Origin of the sequence: Methanobacterium sp. SMA-27 (assembly GCF_000744455.1) — an archaeon.
In the GTDB taxonomy this organism is placed as follows: Archaea; Methanobacteriota; Methanobacteria; order Methanobacteriales; family Methanobacteriaceae; genus Methanobacterium_B.
The window spans coordinates 266,915-286,883 of the sequence record NZ_JQLY01000001.1 but is presented as its reverse complement, the minus strand read 5'-3'; the positions used below and the strand labels follow the sequence as shown (position 1 = coordinate 286,883).

Here is a 19,969-nt window from a genome sequence, read left to right as displayed (position 1 = left end):
ATAAATATTATAAGTGCATATCTATTGCACTGAAGTGGTGAAAGAATGTTCATAAAAATTAGAAGAGATACTTTAATCATCTTATTATTGGCCTTCATGCTTATCGTATCAGGAAGGGTCATGACTTACATGTCATATGCATCTTCCACAGATGTGGGAGATCAGGGAGTTCAAATATCAGGAGTGATAATTAAAGGAAATGACATAATACCTCTTGCTTCTATCAAAAGTAGTTTAGCAAACGTTGGTTTCAGATCAGGAAGTTATATACAGGGAGATACATTGGTTACAAGTAAACGTAAAATTCCATTGAATGAAGCTATAAATAATGCCAAAGAAGCTGTTGTACTTACAACTATTCCAGGTACATCTATATCCCCAATCGCTGCAGCAGATGTACAGGTTGATAAAAATACAGGATTAGTAACGGTGAATGTTATTGAAGACTATTCAAACATTAAAATTGCTGGGTTGCCTGGTGTTTATTAAGGAGTTGATGTTATGAAATCAAAAATATTTATCTGCTTAATATTCATAATAACCATTTCTATGGTTGTTAACACCGCATCGGCCACAATGAACGTTATAGTTATCACAGATCCTACAGGACAGGATCCAAATGGTGCTGCAGCAGGGAGTCAATCATGGCAGAAAAACATGTTTCAGTCTACATTTTTACTCTCAAAGAATCATAACTTTGCAGTGCTATCTGGTGGTGAAGGTAACGAAACTCCAAGGCTTGGTGCTATAGTTACAGCATTAAATAGTCTTGAAAATGGTGCAACTGCAGCGCAAGCTGCAACAACCGCTAATGGTTTCTCAGGTATAAGGATTATGGTAGGTGGACCTACAATAGGTGCCGCAGTGGGCGGATATTTCGATGTATATGTTGTTGTTGTTGATGCGAACAATACCATTACAATTACTCCATATAAAAATGGTTTGGCAGTGCTTCCTCCAGGATCACGAGGAGCAATAATTCACCTTTTAAACACCCCAGGTAACCCGCAGTATGGTACTGCTGATGCTGTGCGTTTGCAAACAGCTGAATTAATGGGAAAAATGATAAGAGATGGTTATCCTGCAACAGATGTTGTAGCTGCTGCATTTCAGAATGTTGCTGTAAATGCGGGGGAAAAACATGGAGGAGGAGCTCTGAATCTTGCATCTGGAATAACAACAGGAGATATGTTTACCCCTACAGAACTTAACGAAACAGGTTTTTCAATGGATCAAAATTACAGTAAAGTGTGTCCAGAAGATGGTTGGAGCATCAGTTTCCCCGAAGCTGACAACTATGAGACCTGTCCTTTAGATGGAACTCCTCTTAAAACACTAAGTGCTACAGAAGCACTTAACAATGCAATAACTGTTACTGGTAATACCACCTCTGTTTCGTCGTATGGAAGTGATGCACCTGGAATCTCAGATACTACTCAGGAAATAGTAGACGCATCTGTGAAAAAACACGGATTTAGTGCTATAGAAATAGCTAAGGACATTAATAGTGCCATAAGCAGTGGGCTCCTTGTGGGTGTTAATGATGTGGAAGCAAGCGATATTAATATAAACCAAAAACAAAACGCTGTTGGTGTATATTTCAAACCTCTTGGAAATAATAGATCGTCACCTCCATGGAATTTACCTATAAGCTCATCAATTTTAGATATTCTAGGGAATATACAAACTGCAATAGGATTGATACTGGTTATTCTAGTCTTGTTTAGAAGCACACTCATATCATCGTTCCTTAAAAAGAAATAGAACAACTCAGGATCAGTGTATTTGAAAGTGATTTGTAAATAATATTGGGAAAATCTCAATCTATTTACAAAAATTTATTTTAAAAAAGTTTAATATTTAATATTAGTTAGAAGGAGTGAAAATTATGGCTTTAATTTTAATTCGGGCAGAAGATCAGGGAAAACTTTTGAATACAATCGCGGACATTGAAAGACATGCAGGATTGAAAGTGGCTGGAAAGCCAAGGATATTAAACCCTAAAACTGCCGATGAAATTGCAGGTAAGATATTAAAACAGGAATTAAGATCAAAATCAGATATAGCGGTTCTTGTTCGTGTAGAAGATGACACAACCAAAAGCATTGTTCATATAAGAAAGATACACCCTCCGGCCCATGTTATAGTAATTAGTGAGGAGTATGGTGAATTTAAAGATTTAGAACAATTATTTAATGGGCTTACATACCTGAAGGGTTATTATTCCCATAAAAACAAAGGAAATTAAATTTAATACAATTTTATTTTAAAATTAAGTTATAAGTACATATAAAAAAAGAATTAAAGGTTCAAATAATTTTAATTTCTTTTTATTCGAGCAATATCTCCAATTGTGGATCCTTTAATTTTTGAATGACCCATTTCATCTGCTGAAACATCATCTGTTTTTTCTATCAAAACAACATTCATTAATTTCTCTATTTTCTTTGCAAGCTTTAGATCCGGCACCATTTTACCTGATTCTATCCTTCCTACTACAGATGCTTTTTCATATATTTTCTCTGCAAGTTCTTCACGAGACCATCCTTTCTTCTCTCTTGCTTGCCTAACTATATCTTTAAAATTTTCAACAACTTCTTCGGCCGGTTCTCTTGGCCTTTGAACTCTCTTGGTTGCCCTACTGCTCCTTGGTGCTCCTGGTCTTTTGGGTTTTGGAGCTTCTCTCTGTACTTTACCAAATTTTGAGCATTCTTTACAAGTAAGCATTATTGAACCATCTATTTTAGTCTTCAGAGGTTCTTCCACTAATTTTTTTCCACATATCTCACATCTCATGACGATCCCTTTACACTTGTATCATTAATATGATCTATACCCTTATATTTAAATATTAATAAATCTTTGTAGAGGTTAACTTAGCACCCTTTTTTCTCACTTTTTAGATATAAGTTCACACTATTTTATATATGTTATTCTAACTATGGACACCATTTTTAGATCTAATTTTTTTAGTTATTCTCAAATGAACTTATCTCAAAAGGGAATATTCCAGATTTTGTGTGTTCACTTTCCTGATACGGAGGTTATGTATTATGAGGCTAAGTATAATTAGAATGGAAAAGAATGAATGTATTTTTTATAATCTTGGTTGTACCATATGTAATGTAAGATTTGATAGTTTTAATAGGTATGTTATAGATTATCAAAGTAAAATAAACAATAGATTATGGATATTTTCTATTTCTAAATACATTTAACCGGGATACAAATTTTAAATTGAATATTAAAACCATATCTTAAATTCATAAATATTACTCCATGAATTTTCATGGATTTATAATTTGCATTTGAAAATATCCATTCCAATACCATCTAATCTGCTCATAACTTATAAATTGAAGTTAGATTTTCCAAATGAATAAAAAAATAATGCTCATTTATCATTTATTTTACACTAAAATTTTTTTCCAACAAATAATTTTCATAAGGAATTATTATAAAAGAAACAGCTTTTCAGATATATAAAAAAAGTTGAGGAGGAAAAATCATGAAAATTTTTGTTGATAATATCAAAAATAGCTCAGATTACAATGATGAGAGTAAATGGGTTGAATATTATTTATTAATCCATTTAAATGGTAATCTTAATAATGAAGTTATTAGTGAAATTTTCACATAGGAGTATTAATCCTAAAGATAACTTTCCTCATATCATTATTAATATTATGATTTCGACAAAACCGGAAATTAATAAGACAGAAACCTTTAGTTTATCTTTTCTAAATTTGACTACAAATTAATTGGAATAACATCATAAACATATTTTAACCTCTTAACCTCTTCGACTATGTCTTTTAAGACATTTTGGTCAACTTTTAAGATCATTACCGCTTCTCCACCAAGATCTTTTCTACCTACTTGCATTGTCGCAATATTTATGTTATGTTCTCCAAGTTTTGTTCCTATTGTACCTATTGTTCCTGGTAAATCTTTGTATTTTACAATTAACATGTTTCCTTTGGGTTTAATATTTAATTTATAATCGTTTATCTTTACGATCCGTGGTTCTTCATTAAATGTACCTTCAATAATCATTTCAGTCTCATCATCTTGCATTCCAACTTTTATAAGGTTTTTGTGGCCTTTTGCATCCGATCTTTTTCCTTCAGTTATTATAATCCCCCTATTTTTCGCAACTGAATGAGCATTTATCAAATTAACAGGTTCGGTAAGTATTGGATCTAAAATTTCTTTTAATAAAAATCTTGTTATAATGTCTTGTTTTGGGAATTCTGCTAATTCCCCGCAGTATGTTATATTTACTTCCTTTATATTTCCCTTTGCAGTCTGGATAAGGAAATTTCCAAGCTTTTCAGCAACTTTAAAATGTGGTTTGACTTTTTGTAAAGTTTCTTTATCTAAAACTGGCATGTTAATAACGTTTTTAGGTGTTCCACCTTCAAATACGGTTTTAACTTCATTAGCCACTCTGACAGCAGCATCTATTTGTGCTTCCTTGGTTGATGCACCGATATGGGGAGTTAAAATTACATTATCAAGTGTTAAAAGAGGACTAACTTCAGGAGGTTCTTTCTCAAATACATCTAATGCTGCACCACCCAATTTACCAATTTTAAGTGCTTCATAGAGGTCATCTTCATTTATTATGCCTCCCCTTGCTGCATTTACTATAATTGCATTTTCTTTCATCATTTTAAATTGATCTTTGGATATGAGGTACTTGGTTTCAGGACTGAGTGGTACATGGATAGTCATTATATCAGAATTTTTAAGCAATGTTTGAAAGTCTACTATGTCCACACCAAGCTCCTTTGCAGCTTCTTTGGTTATGTATGGATCATAAACTAAAATACTCATTCCAAATGCTTTTGCTCTTTTTAAGACCTGTGTTCCAATTCTTCCTAAACCTATAATTCCAAGAGTTTTCCCGTTAAGTTCTGTACCCATGAATTTACTTTTTTCCCATCTCCCTTCTTTCACTGATTTATCTGCAATTGAAATCTTTCTTGCAAGCGCGAGTATAAGTCCTATTGTGAGTTCTGCAACAGTAATTGATGCGGATTCTGGTGCATTGACCACCATTACTCCTCTTTCAGTGGCAGCTTCTACATCAACATTATCTACTCCAACGCCAGCCCTTGCTATAATTTTAAGTTTTTCTCCAGCTTCTATTACAGCACGGGTTACTTTGGTTCTACTTCTTACAATAATAGCATCAAAATCTTTAATTTTGCTTATTAGCTCTTCTTGTGTGATGGAAAAATCAACTACAACATCTGCAACTTCTTCAAGGTTTTTAATCCCTTTTTCATTTATTTGATCAGCTATGATTACTTTCATCATTTCACTATCCATCTTAATGAATTTTAGTTCATGAGTTAGAGTAATATAAATATTTATCCATATGTAAAAAAAATTAAAAAACTACTCATATCAATTATTTACTGACTATTGCAGCTTCAAAGACTTAATATTTCCACTACAAATTTTCCATTCTACATACTCCTCTCATTGATTTTCTCTCTAAATAAAATTAAATAAAATTAAAATTTTAGGGGAATAATAGATTAGGTTGAATAAAGATCAATTAGAAACTTTTTCCCCTAATTGGCCAGGTCTTAATTATTTGATTTTAGAATATTTTTCAGGATGTTCTTCAAAGAGTTTTTTACTGCAAACTGAAAAGATAATAAACTTTACCTTTATAGCCTTTAACAAATCTTGTAGTTGCATTTACTTCTTTTCTAAACACCGAATCTAATACCATTTACATCACCTGTACATTTAAGTAATGTATAACTAATATTCCCGATTTGCTGTCCAACCCATCGTTTAAAAGTAATAAACTCAAAAATTAATGATTAATTGAAATAAATGTTTTAATACACTTCAAAAAAATGTACATGGTTATATTAAAGAATTTTTAGGTATTTCCAGGATCGATGAGTCTGCTTTGCAAAATAAATTGATGCATCTCTGTTTCTTATCTTCTTCCTGTAATCACCCCCATAACTTAACTAATATTTAGTTATAACAATTGTTATAATTTTGAAGGCATAAATAAATTTCGGTAATTCAGAATTAAACTTCAATCATATATTAAATCAATATTACTTTAGATAGATATAATCAATAAGTTCTGTTCAAGATTTCAGTTTATGATACTTGCATTTGATATTCTGGAAGCTCCTGCATTGAATCTTAAACCGTATTGAAATTTATAGCTCAAGGAAACTTTCCGTTATTCTAAATATATTAAACTCCTGTAAAAACAAAATGTGATTTAAATTATTGTTTAGGTATTTTGGATCTTATTTCTCCTTTAAACCACCAATTTTATATATCCTCATTTGAGAAATCTTTTGCCAGAATCTGTTACCCCATATATTGGTATGCAATCTCCTGCCTTGAAAAAGTCTTTTTCTCTACCTATTTCTCTTATGTACTTGGATGCACATCCAGTTACATCTGCATTATTGAATATTGTTTCTCCATCTTTCTTTGAGATTTGACTTATATGTGCTGCAAATATATACAATTTAGATTAGTAATCGCGTTTTAAGATAGTTTAAAATTATTCTATATAGATCAAAATCTAATAATAATCTCAATTTAATAAATGTTGATAAAAATTTAAAATCCTGTATTATTTTCATTAAATGCTATAACGAACTTTTTTTAATTGGATAATCTCTTAAACCAATCTAATGGAAAAGATTTATATAGTAATATAACGATTAGCAATAGATTTAAAAGCACGATTAGAAGATTTAGGGTATAACATACTTGGAATAGTAACTAAAGGAGAAGAGGCACTAAAAATAATTGAAGAAACCAAACCAGATCTAATTTTAATGGATATCATAATAAAAGGGGAATTAGACGGAATAAAAGCAGCCCAAATAATAAAAGATAACTGTAAAATACCATTCATATACCTAACAGCCCACTATGACAATAAAACATTAGAAAGAGCCCAAAAAACCCAACCATCAGCATACCTCAAAAAACCCTACAACGACACAGAAATACAAAACGCTATAGAATTAGCTCTTATAGACCATCAACTTAAATCCAAAAAACCTCCTTAATTAAATTAATAATCGCCTACAGGACAGTTTTTAATGCAGTTGAAACATACATTATTGGCACCTAGAGTCATTGCATCATATATTTTCTTAAATTTTTCGTCTTATATCATAACTTTTTGTTCTTCAGGGGGTGCTTTCAGCGAATTTTGTCCAAAACTGTACATTTCCACCAAATCCGTAGGGTTGACTGTTAAAAGCACAACCTTAGCAAATCGTAATGGTGTCCAGGCAAAATACTATATCAAAGTCAATAGTTTTCATAATGTACTAAGTAACTGTAGATTAGTTCGCCATATAATCTGTAAATTCACTTGAAAACATTATAATAATATTTACATGCTTATTTTTTTTAACATGCGAAAATCTCACTCTAAAGGAATATTTTCCTATTGTAAATGTCAATTTTTACTTACAAGAATAAAAAAGTGAATTAAAAAATTTTACTATTGATTTATAACAAATATAATACTCTTAAAAATAATGATAAAGAAATTTATAATTCGATATGATTAATTTTTATTGGATATTTAGTTCAAATAATTTGGTTATATCCAATAAGTAACTTCGTTAAACTTCTATATTACGATGTTAAAGACTAATATGTTCTGTTTTTAAATAAATAGCTGTGTATTTCTAGTTAATCCCAAGGTAAAATCAGGAGTATTTTACTAATTAGGATATGATTAATTATAATTTAGTATTATTTAATTTAAAAGGTAGTAAATGAAATATATTTAAACAAAAACAATAGATTTCTTTCATTCTCTCATTATCAAAAATGGTAGTCTAAACGATCTTGAAAATCCATCACCCGACGTAACAAAACCTACTTTAAAGCCTATCAGATCCAAGCTAATTGAGTCTTCGATTTCAAAAATTAAATATCCATCATCTAAATATGGTATAGGAATTTCACGATTAAATTCATTAGGAAAATAAAATTCAGGTAAATTATTAATTTTTTCATTCAAATTTCTTAGTGTGTTGCAATCTAACAATTTAGTAAATTCGCTATTATAACTTAGATTAATAGAATAAACTTCTCTGAAATGTTGAATTAAAACAGAATCTAATATATTGGCTATTTCATAAATACAATAATACAATTGCCTAAGTATAAAATTGAACGAATTTGCAGTATGTTGATCCTGAAAACGAGGGTGTAATTCTTCATCTGGACCTAAACTTCCATTATCATCTACAGATTCCAAATAGTATCCCATTATTTTCATATGATTATTATAAAAACAAAAAATTCTCAAATCGTTGCTCGTATGTTTGAGTTTATTATTTAATGTCCTAAAATAGCCCGTATCATCTTTTACTTTATCAAAGAATTTTTGACCTACATCATAGTTGTTTTTATAAAGCCATTGATGTAAAGGTTCACTTTCTCTTGGAGGGTCATGTTGTTTACAACACCCTACAAATATTTCATAACATGATTCATAATATTTAAAAAAACTTGATATTAAACGTACAAATTTCTTATTGATATTCCTCTCATCTACATTAATTTTTTTGTTCTGCATTTGTTCTAAACTGCTTAATAAGTCTAAAAAATCATCTATGATATTATTTAATTGTAATGAGAAAATCCCTGCTGGATGTCTAAATTTGTAATATCTGTATGAAAACTCGTTTTCACCTATACTTGATAAATGGCCAAGAACTGGAGGACAATAATTTAATTCTTCTTCAAATTTAATTTTTAATTCTTCCATAATCTAAATTTATTATTTCCATAAAATATAATTAATTATTAATTTTTATTAATTTAATATATATTATTAAATATAATCGACGAGGACATGATAATGAAAAGATTAGAAAGGATGGAAGGCCCTAATAAAATCAGAGATATGTTCCAGGGAATAGAAAGGCATTTACTAAAAGAATGCAAAGGCCAGGAACAGATTATTGACGTAAAGATTGGTTTAACCAAGACTTAGAAGCATTACTCATGCCATTGAGTTACTATTAAGTTTTAATATCAAATGATGTTCTCAATTTATTGTTCCAATGCTCGTTGATTATATTTATCGTGAATATCAATTAAAAAGTCAAGATGTTTAATTCTATATTCATTACAAATATAATTTGCAATATCGGTTTGTTCTTTTTGGAATAAGACATCGACAATTTGTATAATATCTTCTTTTTTATGCTCTGGAGTTTTTTTAATTAACTCAAGAAAAATTTCCCCCACTTCTTTAGGTGATTTTTCAACATGTTTCGTTAAGTTTTTAATAAAAATGGAGATAGATGGTTGTGATTCAATACATTTAGCTGATAAAATAAGGAATGAATAAACATCAGAATCAATCGTTTCTATTAACTCTAACCATCGAGACAATTTTGCTAAAATTTTGCAATTTTCAGTATCTTCATCATATGGAAAAACTGCAATAATTTCTAACCATAATGGCTTAATTTGGCCAACATTAATTTTTTGTTTATTTGCTAGAATAAAATGTATTAGAAGTGATATTTGTATTGGATCTCTTTGAATAATTAATTTGGAAATTAAGCTATGTGGATCATTCAGATCCTCATCATTTTTTAAATAGAAATGGCCTATATGTTGGATTAATCTGTGAGTAATTTTTCTATCATTAAAATCGGTTTTTATAGCTCTTATGTATTCATTTTTAAGTAGATTATAAATATCTGTATAAATTACAGTAGAATAAAAAAGATATCCCATGAATGCATGTTTCCATATCTCTATGTTATCTGGAAAAATCAAATTAATATGTTGATTCACCCAATCTTTATCTAACGCACACAAATTTGATAAATATCTACCTAAAGTGACTGAAAGCTCAATAGGCGGATTATTAAATCGTTTTTCAAATTCTATTCTAATACTTTGCGGAAAGTTTCCATATTCTCGTAAACATTTAAGTGAATATACAACCATAGCAGAGAATATTTTTCCTAACGAAGAGTTCAAAACGGAAGTTATTAAATCATCCATTTCTTGAAGGTCAGATTCTGCATTATCCACAATGATTAAAAGGATTTTTCCTGCTTCCTTCAATAAATTTCGGTCAAAAGCAAATCTATCATCTTCGGTACCTTTTTCGATGAAATCAGCAATTACAGACACTATTGAATTTTTATAATTTCGACCATCTGATTCTTCATTCCAAAACTTTTCATTTATTATTATATCTTTAATGAAATCAAAGATTTCTATACAATTAAATGTTTTTTCAGAACTCCAAGCCTTTTGTAAACCATAGATTAAATTATATTGATTTTTTCTTGATACATTTAAAAAAGGCAGTAGATTATTTGTAAATTTTTCAGGATGATCTGATACACATTTAATGAAAGATTCAGATAAGTCTGATTGTTCGAATATAGATTCTGAAGTAAAGTTATTTAAATAATCAGCAAGCTGTTGATTATCCTTTTTACAAAGATTTTCAGAGTTTCTTGTATCTACACCTACAAGTTCTTCACTCGTCCATACACCAAAATCAGGATGTTCAATATCATGAGGGTAAAGTAATCTATATTCTCTTATTAATGATTGAATTTTTTGATTTTTCGACTCATCTAATGCTAAAAACCATCTCAATTTTTGATAAGCTAAAGAAGTTAGATCAGCACCTTCACTTTCTAATTTACGAATGTATTCATTATTATCTACCCAATCAATAATCAAATCTATCTTTTCTTTGTCATCATCAAACTTAGAATAATTCAATTTAAAGAAACGATAGATATCATGTCTTAAATCAATTTCATCTAATGGATTACCAATCCAATTCCAGAATATTTCATTTAATTCATCATAATAAAGATCAATTATATAAATGGCAATTCTCCGGAAGATTTTCTTTTCATTTGCAGCTAAATTTTCTGTGCATATTCTTATTTCTTCGGAATAGATACCATGTGCAGGTAGATACTCGATCATGTCTCTAGCAAAATGAACTAATTGAAATTTATATTCCTCGGGAAACATAGATTGAGGATGATCTTCAATTGTAGGAATTGATACATAATCAAATTGAAATTTATCTTCATCAACAATATCTGAAATTTTTTTTAAAGATATTTTAAATGCATCTAAAGCACAAAATTCGGCTATAAATGGTTTACTATCTTCTAAATTTTTATTTAGCCAAAATTCGTCCATTATTGAAACATATTCATTATGAACATATCCTATAAGGTACTGTTTAGACTCTTTTTTATAGTCTAAAATTATCTCCAACAATTCTAACAGAAAGTCCTTAAATTTATAGTCAAGCAATTTTTTCATGACAATTTTAAACAGTTCTAACTCAATTAAAGTAGAATCCGAGTTTATTGCTTTAGATATAAAGTTTATATGATCAGATGTAATTTTTTCTTTTGGAAGGTAAAAAATGGCTTTTAAAAAAACATAATCGATACGATAATTTCTTTCTTCACGAGGGTAATTGATGTAATTTTCAATAATGTCAATTAGTAGCTCTGTTGTTTTGTCATCGTTTTCTAGATAATTTAGTTTTGATATATTTTCTAAATATCCTGATGGATCCCAGTAGGGGATAGTATAATAACCTTTCTTTTCTGAAACTTCTTCAGGAGAAGGATATCCTTCCGGGTCAAAATAACCTTCTATAATCAAATCTTCTAGCCATGGAAACGGATTAGTAGTTTTGGAGAGCTCTCGGAAGAATTGGGATTTTAAAGGATCATTGTGCTTTATTTTCCTTAATATTTCCATTCTTTCATTTTTTAAGTCTTTCATGTTCCTCTATAACCTCCACCATTCCTTTAAAAGAATCATATGCACGAGAGTGTATATCACTAATCTCTTCATTCCATGCCTTAATTACATTATATAATTGCTCATAATCTTTTTCATCTATTTTCAAATATCCTAAAACGGTTATTCCAAGATTATTATAATACATATTATCAAATTCTAAATCATTTTCTTCACTTTCAAGATATCCCTTTAGTAAAAAATTTTTTAATTCAATTTGGTTTTGATTTCTTTTACCCAATCCCAATTTTGTAAATAAAAAATCAATAACTTCAAACTCCCCTAATCCATAACCAATAAATAATATTACATATCTCTCGAAAATTTCTTTTAAAACGTTGATATACTCCTTTTCAGGATTATAACGTTCTAAATACTGATTAACAGTGAAAACTAGACTTTCTCTATGGGAAATGGTACCATGAATATGATAAAGTTTAATTTGTCCGATGTCTGGATTAAAAAAATCATCTGGATTAAAAATTATTTCCTTACTTTCTTTATTGAAAAATTCATCAAAATGTTCATCGGCATTAGTAGTAATATAAAGTCCAGAAATTTCACCTAATCCTCCGTGAAGCATGTCATAAATTTCGGTGTAAATATTGGGTGATTCAATTTTTTTATCTTTCTTTAATGACATTTCTAACTCTTCAAAAAATAAGTTTTCATCTTCTTTCTTTAATATATCATAACAAATTGAAATTACCTTTTTGAAATCCTTACTTTTTGAAATACTCTTCAAAAGTACTTCTTTTTGATTTTCATTAATAAATGACTCTTCATCATTCTTTTTAGTGTTAAAACACTTCAAAACCAAATTTTCTGCTAATTTACGCCATCCATCACAACCAACTAATTGAGATACCCCGGCTCCCATGAAAATAGCTAGGTTTTTATTATTAATAGCATCAATAATTACTTGAGGAAGTTCAGGAACTGGCATAATCATGTTATATACCTCATTAAAGTTATTTATATTTAGATTCTCAATATAAAATAAATTTATGCTTTAATCAATATCAATTAAGTGGATTAGGAAAATTTCCATTCAAACTTTTATAATTTTTATTCATTGATAAATAAAATATGTAATTAAATTTAGTATAAATTGCCGATCAAAAATTTGGATTTAGTTATTATTTACATCGTCATAGTGTCATATAACGATATAAACGACTAATTAAGAGTTCAATCAGTATATGATCTAATTATTACTTCAGAAATAGTAAATAGGGTAACCAGCAATAGTCAATTATTTTAAGTCCACATTCAAGAAGATTAGTATGCATGCAACACACCTTTATGATCTGGGTAGTATCCACTTATAGATCTTTTCAGATTTTTTTTAAGTGAATACAAAGTTTAAAATTAGAATATAATGGTAGAGAGTTTATTCCATCGGAGTAACCTCTCTAAAGATAACTTTCTTACAATTTTTCTTAGTATTTTCATTGCTTTCAATTCCTATTTGTTTGGATCCATTTTGTGCTAATTTTTCCACCATTTTTACTTGAGTTGGAAAGTCAATCCTATCTCTTTACCAGTTTAACACCAAAATTTCATTTCATGTGATATTTCCACTGTAGGCATACTGTGTAATCATCAGTTTCTTAGTAAAAATATGAGGATGAAGCTATTCAGCTTTTGATTATGGGGGTAGTTCAGAACGATATGATTCAGATGTCGTTTTTCATGATAAGGCAAGGTCAAACCGGTCCAGGTTCATGACTTTGTTCCATGCCATTATAAAATCGTGCATGAACTTCTCAGGAGAGTCATCACATGCGTAGAACTCCGCCAATGCCCGGAGCTGGGAGTTTGAACCGAAGATTAGGTCGACACGAGTACCGGTCCACTTGAGTTCACCCGTTGCTCGGTCTCGTCCCTCAAACACATTATCGTCTTCCGTGGATGCTTTCCATGCTGTTCTCATATCAAGCAAATTCACGAAGAAATCATTTGTGAGCGCCTCCGACCGCTTAGTGAAGACTCCATGCTGGTATTGTCTAAAGTTGGTATTCAGGACACGTAGGCCACCAATGAGAACTGTCATCTCAGGAACGGTCAATGTCAGCAATTGCGCTTTGTCCACCAGCAACTCTTCAGACCTAACGGAGTTAAGGGTCTTCTGATAGTTGCGAAATCCGTCTGCGACCGGTTCTAGTACGGCAAAGGAGTTCACATCGGTCTGCTCCTGCAAGGCGTCCATACGTCCTGGCGAGAAGGGCACTGTTATAGTGTAACCAGCATTTTTCGCAGCCTGCTCAACACCCGCGCAACCAGCCAAAACTATTAGATCAGCCAGCGAGACCTTCTTGCCGCCTGACTGGGCTTCGTTAAATTCGCTCTGGATGCCCTCTAGCATCTCGAGCACTTTGGCTAATTGGGCTGGTTGGTTGACGTCCCAATCCTTCTGCGGTGCCAGGCGAATATGTGCACCATTGGCACCACCACGCTTGTCGGAGCCGCGGAAAGTGGACGCCGACGCCCAAGCGGTCGAAACCATCTCTGACACCGATAGGCCAGAATCCAATATCCTGCCCTTAAGGGTGGAAATGTCTTTTTCATCAATCAGTTCGTGATTAACTGTAGGGATGGGGTCCTGCCAGATGAGCTCCTCGTCCGGTACCTCAGGTCCGAGATAACGTGCACGCGGGCCCATGTCTCGATGGGTCAACTTGAACCACGCACGGGCGAACGCGTCCGCAAGCTGATCCGGATCCTCATAGAAGCGCCGTGAGATCTTTTCATAGATAGGGTCGAACCGCAAAGAGAGGTCTGTGGTCAGCATGCCTGGGGTGCGACGCTTTGACGGGTCGTGCGGATCTGGCACGGTATCGGCTTCTGCGTTACCCTTCGGCTTCCACTGGTACGCTCCGGCTGGGCTTTTCGTCAGCTCCCATTCAAAGCTGAATAAGATCCGGAAGAAGTTGTTGTCCCACTTCGTTGGCGTGTTGGTCCAGATAATCTCCGGACCGCCGGTAATCGTGTCGTTGCCTTTGCCCGTGCCGAAGCTGCTCTTCCAGCCCAGGCCCTGCTCCTCAATGCCGGCGGCTTCAGGCTCCGGGCCCACCAGTGACGCGTCACCTGCACCATGAGTCTTACCGAAGGCATGGCCACCTGCAATTAGGGCAACTGTCTCCTCGTCGTTCATCGCCATACGATCAAAGCTCTCTCGGATATCACGCGCCGCAGCAATCGGGTCAGGTTTGCCGTTCGGGCCTTCCGGGTTCACATAAATCAAGCCCATCTGAACGGCGGCGAGGGGATTCTCAAGTTCCCGATCACCTGTGTAGCGCTTTTCTCCAAGCCACTCAGTCTCGGAACCCCAGTATATGTCTTTCTCCGGTTCCCAGCTGTCTTCACGCCCGCCACTGAAACCGAAGGTCTTGAAACCCATCGATTCCAGTGCAACATTGCCAGCGAGAACCATCAGGTCGGCCCAGGAAATTTTCCGACCGTATTTCTGTTTGATCGGCCAGAGTAGTCGGCGTGCCTTGTCGAGATTGGCGTTGTCGGGCCAGCTGTTTAGAGGTGCAAAACGCTGGCTGCCGTGACCTGCACCACCGCGACCATCGCCGATTCGGTACGTACCAGCGCTGTGCCACGCCATGCGGATGAACAAAGGCCCATAATGGCCAAAGTCCGCAGGCCACCAGTCCTGTGAATTCATCATCAGTTCATGGAGGTCCTTCTTCAGGGTCTCGAAGTCGAGACTCTTGAATTCTTTAGCGTAATTAAAACCCTCTTCCATCGGATTAGACTTTGAGCAATGCTGGCGCAGGATGTCGAGATTCAACTGGTTAGGCCACCACTCAAGGTTCTTCATGCTACCTCTAGCTGTTTCTTTGCTATTTTCATCCATAATTTTCACTCTTTTTTTTTCCATTTTTTAATTCATATATTTTTAATTATTACAAACTTGTGAATCTTGTGTTTAGGTAAATTACTATTTAATAACATTTCTTTAAGAAGTATAATTTGAATTCTTTATAAATTGTAATATATTATTTATTATACAATCGACTTAAAATTTTGTATAAATCAGGTGCGGCAATTTTTGAATAAAATTTTTGGATAAATATTGTATAATAAGTGTGATTTTTCGTATTCGTTTAATTATCTAAAACTAACTAGATTTTATAAGTGTCCCAGGCAAAATACTATTTCAAAGTCAATAGTTTTTATAATAACTTAATAATCGTAGATTAGGTCACCTACTACTATGTAAAATAACTCGAAAACATTTTTAATAACAATTGCAGTCAAGTTATATTATGTTTTTGCCTGCCTAGCAATAATCTCCATGTTAATGATAACCCGTCACCGGCAAGTTAATGGGGTCTCTGGTTAACAAACAATTAACCAATTTAACGGGATGGATAATTACAACAGTTATCATCACTGTGAATGCTGTGCTATTATACCTAACATTTCGGTAATCTGTAAAAACTCAATTTTTCCAAAAATATTATACTATACCGTATCATTCTTGCTTCTAATCTGGAAAATACTCCTTTGATAAAAAAAAATTATGGTCACAAAATTCTAAATAGAACCCTCACCAATATAACATATAGAATATATACGAAGGAGATTTATGGGATTCAAATACTTACAGAAGAATTGTCAAACTTATAGGACTTTTAGGACAAATGAAAGATGTTTCATGCGTAAATGTGGATAACCAAAGAGGAATAAGTGAAGTGTAACACAGCATATTTTTTAAATATTCAAGGAGGGATCATTAATGAAAAAGAAGAAAATTGCTTGGGGTATAACTGGTGCCGGTGATAAAATAGTCGAAACCATGAAGGCGATGGAAAAAATAAATAAAAAGTACGAAGACAAAGTGGATATAGAAGTTTTTATCTCAAAATCCGGAGATCAAGTTATAAAATATTATGAAATATCGCAGGATATAGAAAGAAATTTTGATAAAGTATGGGTTGAGATTAATGCTAATGCACCTTTTCTAGCAGGTAATATTCAGTTAGGAAAATATGAATTCATGTTAATCGCACCTGTCAGCTCTAATACGGTTGCAAAGATAGCTATGAGGATGGGAGATACATTAATTTCCAACGCCGCCATTATGGGCCAGAAAGCTGATGTTCCTATCTACATATTACCATCAGATTATGAAGAAGGAACAACCATCACTCAACTACCCGATGGGAATGATTTAAAAATCACCATTAGGAAAGAAGATGTAGAACACGTTAAAAAACTAGCTAAAATGTATGAAACCTTTATTATTAAAGAACCCAAAGACCTTGTAACGGTATTTGAGAAACATTTCGACTAGGATAATTTTTATATCCCAATTCTAAATAATTATTTTTTGTAAAAAAGGAGAGATAATCATGAAAAAAACAATGGAAAATTTAGCAAAAGCTTTTATAGGTGAAAGTCAAGCCAGAAATCGATACACAATGTATTCAAAGGTTGCAAAAAAAGAAGGATACGAACAGCTATCAGAAATCTTCCTCAAAACAGCAGAAAATGAACGAGAACATGCCAAATGGGCAATGCGAATGATAAACGGACTAAAAGAAAATGGAGAAGTCCCAGAAGCAATTATAGTAGAAGCAGATGCACCAACAACTCTCGGAACCACCGTAGAAAACCTTACGGCCACAATAGCTGGTGAAAATGAGGAACATACACAAATGTACCCCAAATTTGCAGATACTGCAGATAAAGAAGGTCTAACTGATATTTCCAAAAGATTAAGGGCAATAGGCCTAGTTGAAAAACACCATGAAGAAAGATTTACAAAAATTTTAGAAACAATAGAAGATGGCAAAGTTTTCAAGAAGGATCAAGAAGTAGAATGGCTATGCAGAGTATGTGGATACGTACACGTAGGTATGGAACCTCCAGAAAAATGCCCATCATGCGACCACCCAACCAAACACTTCCAGATCAAATGCGAAGAATACTAAAAATTTCAATCAATAAAATCAGTGACAAAATGGAGCTTGATTGCTTTTACAGGATTTAAACTGTATAACCTCATACTCATTTTATTTTTTTTCTAATCGTTGTTTTAGATCAGTAGCAACTATGTACTCATCTTCTACGATTAAAATTTTGGAATCAACCATTTATTACACTCCTAAAAGATATTTTTTACTGATATTCCAATTAAATAATATCCTAATGCACCCTAATCATACTCTAATACAATATATTGGAAGAGGGTATTATTAAATATTATACTCAAAAAAATAATAAAAATATACTTTTAAGTAAGCACAAATATTATTGTTAATTTACAAAAAATTCATATACTTGAGAGGAAATATACTTCCGGTAGAAGCATAACTAAATGAGCAAAAATTAAACCTTAGATAAAATTTTAAAAATACCCGATCTAGGAATGTTATAATCTCGTAAATTTGAATTATGGTTAATAGAGAATGATTTTGAATGGATGGATATGCTTTATGTTCTCGATTTTTGAATATTGATTCATTGCAATTGTATAAAGTTCTCTTGATGCATCGCTTAAATCATTTTTTTCAAACCAATAGTTAAGTATATCTATGTCTGATTTCATATTTTATCCCATCCCACAACTTACTATTTTTAAATTCAAATATCCATCTAATGTGAGAGCGGTTGATAAGTTCAACTCCACGAAACTTTAAATATTATTAAGGACAATAAATTCAGTAAATAATATTAAGTCTTAGAGTATTATTTTTTTAAATAAAAGTTAGGAGTGAGCGAGGATCATGGAAAACATGTCCCCAAATGTATTGAAAAAGATTGAAGACCTTAAAACGGAGATAAAAATCCTAAAAGAGGATAACACTAAAACCAAACGCAACCTCATGTGGAAGGTTAGGAAGCTTGAAAAGGATAAGGTCCTGATCGAAAATGAGAAAATGAGGCTGGATAGAGAAGTAAAATCTCTTAGGGGAGAGATTGAAAGATTCAGATCACCTCCATTGGTAATAGCTACAGTAACTGAAGTATTAGATGACGGTAGGGTAGTTGTAAAAAGCAGCACAGGCCCTAATTTTGTAATTGGATATTCACGATTCTTAGATGAAAAGTCACTTGAACCTGGTGTTCGTGTGGCCCTTAACCAGCAGACATTCAGTATAGTACATGTCCTGCCATCAGAAAAAGACCCTATTGTTACGGGCATGGAAGTAGATGAAAAACCTGACATTGCATATGAACAGATAGGTGGATTAGAGGAACAAATAGTAGAAATTAAGGAAACCGTTGAATTACCTCTTAAGAAACCTGAACTGTTTATCAACATCGGTATTGAACCTCCAAAGGGAGTTCTGTTATATGGACCTCCAGGAACAGGAAAAACTCTTCTTGCAAAAGCAGTTGCACATGAAACCAATGCAACATTTATTAAGATAGTTGCATCTGAATTTGTTAAAAAATATATAGGTGAAGGTGCAAGACTTGTTAGAGGAGTATTTGAGCTTGCAAAGGAGAAATCCCCTAGTATTATATTCATTGACGAAATCGATGCAATAGCAGCAAAAAGACTGAAAAGTTCCACCAGCGGTGACAGAGAAGTTCAGAGAACTTTAATGCAACTGCTTGCTGAAATGGATGGTTTCGAAGGAAGGGGAGATGTTGGAATTGTTGCAGCAACCAACAGACCAGATATTCTTGATCCTGCCCTGTTAAGACCTGGACGATTCGATAGATTCATCGAAGTTCCAATTCCAAATGAAGATGGTAGAATGGAAATATTAAAGATCCATACCAAAAAAATGACTTTGGAAGAAGATGTAGATATACGGCATATTGCATCACTTTCAGAAGGTGCTTCCGGTGCCGATCTAAAAGCAATATGTACTGAATCCGGTATGTTTGCAATAAGGGAAGAGAGATCTACTGTAACCATGAACGATTTCATGGACGCTGTTGACAAAATAGTAGGAATGGAACACGACGAAGAAATGAAAAAAGAAGCTGGAGTCATGTTTGGATAATTCCAAACTCCAATTATTTTTCTTATTTTTTGACAATATAACAGATTAAGCCTGTGATGAACCCTATGAGCTCTGATCTATGATGACTGATGGGCGATCTGAGGCTAATTTTAAATCAATTTTTATATTTTTAATTTAAAAATTTT

Annotated in this window: 17 protein-coding genes; 9 read left to right on the top strand and 8 right to left on the bottom strand. The window is 32.7% G+C overall.

Features of this window, described 5'->3' with window-relative positions:
• Positions 1–45: 45 nt before the first annotated feature.
• The 3 genes from DL91_RS01430 (at position 46) to DL91_RS01420 (ending at position 2,248) form a co-directional block, all read left to right on the top strand.
• Positions 46–489: a hypothetical protein gene (locus DL91_RS01430; RefSeq protein WP_048189929.1), complete on the top strand. Its 444-nt coding sequence runs from the start codon at positions 46–48 to the stop codon at positions 487–489.
• A 12-nt stretch (positions 490–501) separates the two neighbouring features.
• Positions 502–1,764, top strand: coding sequence for a hypothetical protein (locus DL91_RS01425; protein ID WP_048189928.1), 1,263 nt, complete (start codon positions 502–504; stop codon positions 1,762–1,764).
• A 124-nt stretch (positions 1,765–1,888) separates the two neighbouring features.
• The gene (locus DL91_RS01420) at positions 1,889–2,248 is read left to right on the top strand and encodes a DUF356 domain-containing protein (protein ID WP_048189927.1); all 360 of its coding nucleotides are present in this window, start codon (positions 1,889–1,891) and stop codon (positions 2,246–2,248) included.
• 71 nt (positions 2,249–2,319) lie between these two features.
• Here DL91_RS01420 and DL91_RS01415 read toward each other — a convergent pair whose 3' ends face one another.
• A complete protein-coding gene (locus DL91_RS01415) occupies positions 2,320–2,796 on the bottom strand; it encodes a multiprotein bridging factor aMBF1 (protein WP_048189926.1) in 477 nt (158 codons plus the stop codon).
• Positions 2,797–3,508: 712 nt separating this feature from the next.
• On the opposite strand from DL91_RS01415, the gene DL91_RS14320 reads away from it, so the two are divergent.
• Positions 3,509–3,640, top strand: a complete 132-nt coding sequence (locus DL91_RS14320) for a hypothetical protein (protein ID WP_255343913.1) — start codon at positions 3,509–3,511, stop codon at positions 3,638–3,640.
• Between the two features lie 110 nt (positions 3,641–3,750).
• On the opposite strand, the gene serA is transcribed toward DL91_RS14320, so the two are convergent.
• Positions 3,751–5,322: a phosphoglycerate dehydrogenase gene (gene serA / locus DL91_RS01410; protein ID WP_048189925.1), complete on the bottom strand. Its 1,572-nt coding sequence runs from the start codon at positions 5,320–5,322 to the stop codon at positions 3,751–3,753.
• Between the two features lie 1,006 nt (positions 5,323–6,328).
• Complete coding sequence (locus DL91_RS01405) at positions 6,329–6,520, bottom strand: DUF2099 family protein (protein WP_048189924.1); 192 nt, start codon at positions 6,518–6,520, stop codon at positions 6,329–6,331.
• Positions 6,521–6,725: 205 nt separating this feature from the next.
• Here DL91_RS01405 and DL91_RS12600 point away from each other — a divergent pair, with 205 nt between their 5' ends.
• Positions 6,726–7,073 carry a response regulator gene (locus DL91_RS12600; protein ID WP_081882561.1) on the top strand — a complete coding sequence of 116 codons (348 nt, stop codon included), beginning with the start codon at positions 6,726–6,728 and terminating at the stop codon, positions 7,071–7,073.
• Positions 7,074–7,831: 758 nt separating this feature from the next.
• Here the strand turns inward: DL91_RS12600 and DL91_RS01395 are convergent.
• On the bottom strand, positions 7,832–8,797 hold the full coding sequence (locus tag DL91_RS01395; protein WP_048189923.1) for a hypothetical protein: 966 nt from the start codon (positions 8,795–8,797) through the stop codon (positions 7,832–7,834).
• Positions 8,798–8,890: 93 nt separating this feature from the next.
• On the opposite strand from DL91_RS01395, the gene DL91_RS14315 reads away from it, so the two are divergent.
• Complete coding sequence (locus DL91_RS14315; RefSeq protein WP_255343912.1) at positions 8,891–9,025, top strand: hypothetical protein; 135 nt, start codon at positions 8,891–8,893, stop codon at positions 9,023–9,025.
• A 59-nt stretch (positions 9,026–9,084) separates the two neighbouring features.
• On the opposite strand, the gene DL91_RS01390 is transcribed toward DL91_RS14315, so the two are convergent.
• The 3 genes from DL91_RS01390 to katG all read right to left on the bottom strand — a co-directional run bounded on the left by DL91_RS01390 (position 9,085) and on the right by katG (position 15,712).
• Entirely contained in the window at positions 9,085–11,826 is a 2,742-nt protein-coding gene (locus tag DL91_RS01390; RefSeq protein WP_048189922.1) for a hypothetical protein, read from the bottom strand.
• Positions 11,807–12,790, bottom strand: coding sequence for an SIR2 family protein (locus tag DL91_RS01385; RefSeq protein ID WP_231551348.1), 984 nt, complete (start codon positions 12,788–12,790; stop codon positions 11,807–11,809). The genes DL91_RS01390 and DL91_RS01385 overlap by 20 nt, the downstream gene beginning before the upstream one ends.
• A 747-nt stretch (positions 12,791–13,537) precedes the next feature.
• A complete protein-coding gene (katG, locus tag DL91_RS01380; RefSeq protein ID WP_048189920.1) occupies positions 13,538–15,712 on the bottom strand; it encodes a catalase/peroxidase HPI in 2,175 nt (724 codons plus the stop codon).
• An 885-nt stretch (positions 15,713–16,597) separates the two neighbouring features.
• Between katG and afpA the strand changes: the two genes are divergently transcribed.
• Together afpA and rbr are read left to right on the top strand one after the other, a co-directional pair.
• Positions 16,598–17,155, top strand: a complete 558-nt coding sequence (gene afpA, locus DL91_RS01375) for an archaeoflavoprotein AfpA (RefSeq protein WP_048189919.1) — start codon at positions 16,598–16,600, stop codon at positions 17,153–17,155.
• A 58-nt stretch (positions 17,156–17,213) separates the two neighbouring features.
• The gene (gene rbr / locus DL91_RS01370) at positions 17,214–17,795 is read left to right on the top strand and encodes a rubrerythrin (RefSeq protein ID WP_048189918.1); all 582 of its coding nucleotides are present in this window, start codon (positions 17,214–17,216) and stop codon (positions 17,793–17,795) included.
• A 467-nt stretch (positions 17,796–18,262) separates the two neighbouring features.
• Here the strand turns inward: rbr and DL91_RS13265 are convergent, their stop codons facing one another.
• A complete protein-coding gene (locus DL91_RS13265; protein WP_156095878.1) occupies positions 18,263–18,412 on the bottom strand; it encodes a hypothetical protein in 150 nt (49 codons plus the stop codon).
• Between the two features lie 178 nt (positions 18,413–18,590).
• Between DL91_RS13265 and DL91_RS01365 the strand changes: the two genes are divergently transcribed.
• Positions 18,591–19,823 (top strand): proteasome-activating nucleotidase, encoded by a 1,233-nt coding sequence (locus DL91_RS01365; protein WP_048189917.1) that lies wholly within the window; start codon positions 18,591–18,593, stop codon positions 19,821–19,823.
• Positions 19,824–19,969 lie beyond the last annotated feature (146 nt).

Bases quoted from the DNA above. Each gene is read 5' to 3' on its own strand.
- DL91_RS01430 (WP_048189929.1), top strand. From the start codon at position 46: ATGTTCATAAAAATTAGAAGAGATACTTTAATCATCTTATTATTGGCC.
- DL91_RS01425 (WP_048189928.1), top strand. From the start codon at position 502: ATGAAATCAAAAATATTTATCTGCTTAATATTCATAATAACCATTTCT.
- DL91_RS01420 (WP_048189927.1), top strand. From the start codon at position 1,889: ATGGCTTTAATTTTAATTCGGGCAGAAGATCAGGGAAAACTTTTGAAT.
- DL91_RS01415 (WP_048189926.1), bottom strand. From the start codon at position 2,796: ATGAGATGTGAGATATGTGGAAAAAAATTAGTGGAAGAACCTCTGAAG.
- DL91_RS14320 (WP_255343913.1), top strand. From the start codon at position 3,509: ATGAAAATTTTTGTTGATAATATCAAAAATAGCTCAGATTACAATGAT.
- serA (WP_048189925.1), bottom strand. From the start codon at position 5,322: ATGAAAGTAATCATAGCTGATCAAATAAATGAAAAAGGGATTAAAAAC.
- DL91_RS01395 (WP_048189923.1), bottom strand. From the start codon at position 8,797: ATGGAAGAATTAAAAATTAAATTTGAAGAAGAATTAAATTATTGTCCT.
- DL91_RS14315 (WP_255343912.1), top strand. From the start codon at position 8,891: ATGAAAAGATTAGAAAGGATGGAAGGCCCTAATAAAATCAGAGATATG.
- DL91_RS01390 (WP_048189922.1), bottom strand. From the start codon at position 11,826: ATGAAAGACTTAAAAAATGAAAGAATGGAAATATTAAGGAAAATAAAG.
- DL91_RS01385 (WP_231551348.1), bottom strand. From the start codon at position 12,790: ATGCCAGTTCCTGAACTTCCTCAAGTAATTATTGATGCTATTAATAAT.
- katG (WP_048189920.1), bottom strand. From the start codon at position 15,712: ATGGATGAAAATAGCAAAGAAACAGCTAGAGGTAGCATGAAGAACCTT.
- afpA (WP_048189919.1), top strand. From the start codon at position 16,598: ATGAAAAAGAAGAAAATTGCTTGGGGTATAACTGGTGCCGGTGATAAA.
- rbr (WP_048189918.1), top strand. From the start codon at position 17,214: ATGAAAAAAACAATGGAAAATTTAGCAAAAGCTTTTATAGGTGAAAGT.
- DL91_RS13265 (WP_156095878.1), bottom strand. From the start codon at position 18,412: ATGAAATCAGACATAGATATACTTAACTATTGGTTTGAAAAAAATGAT.
- DL91_RS01365 (WP_048189917.1), top strand. From the start codon at position 18,591: ATGGAAAACATGTCCCCAAATGTATTGAAAAAGATTGAAGACCTTAAA.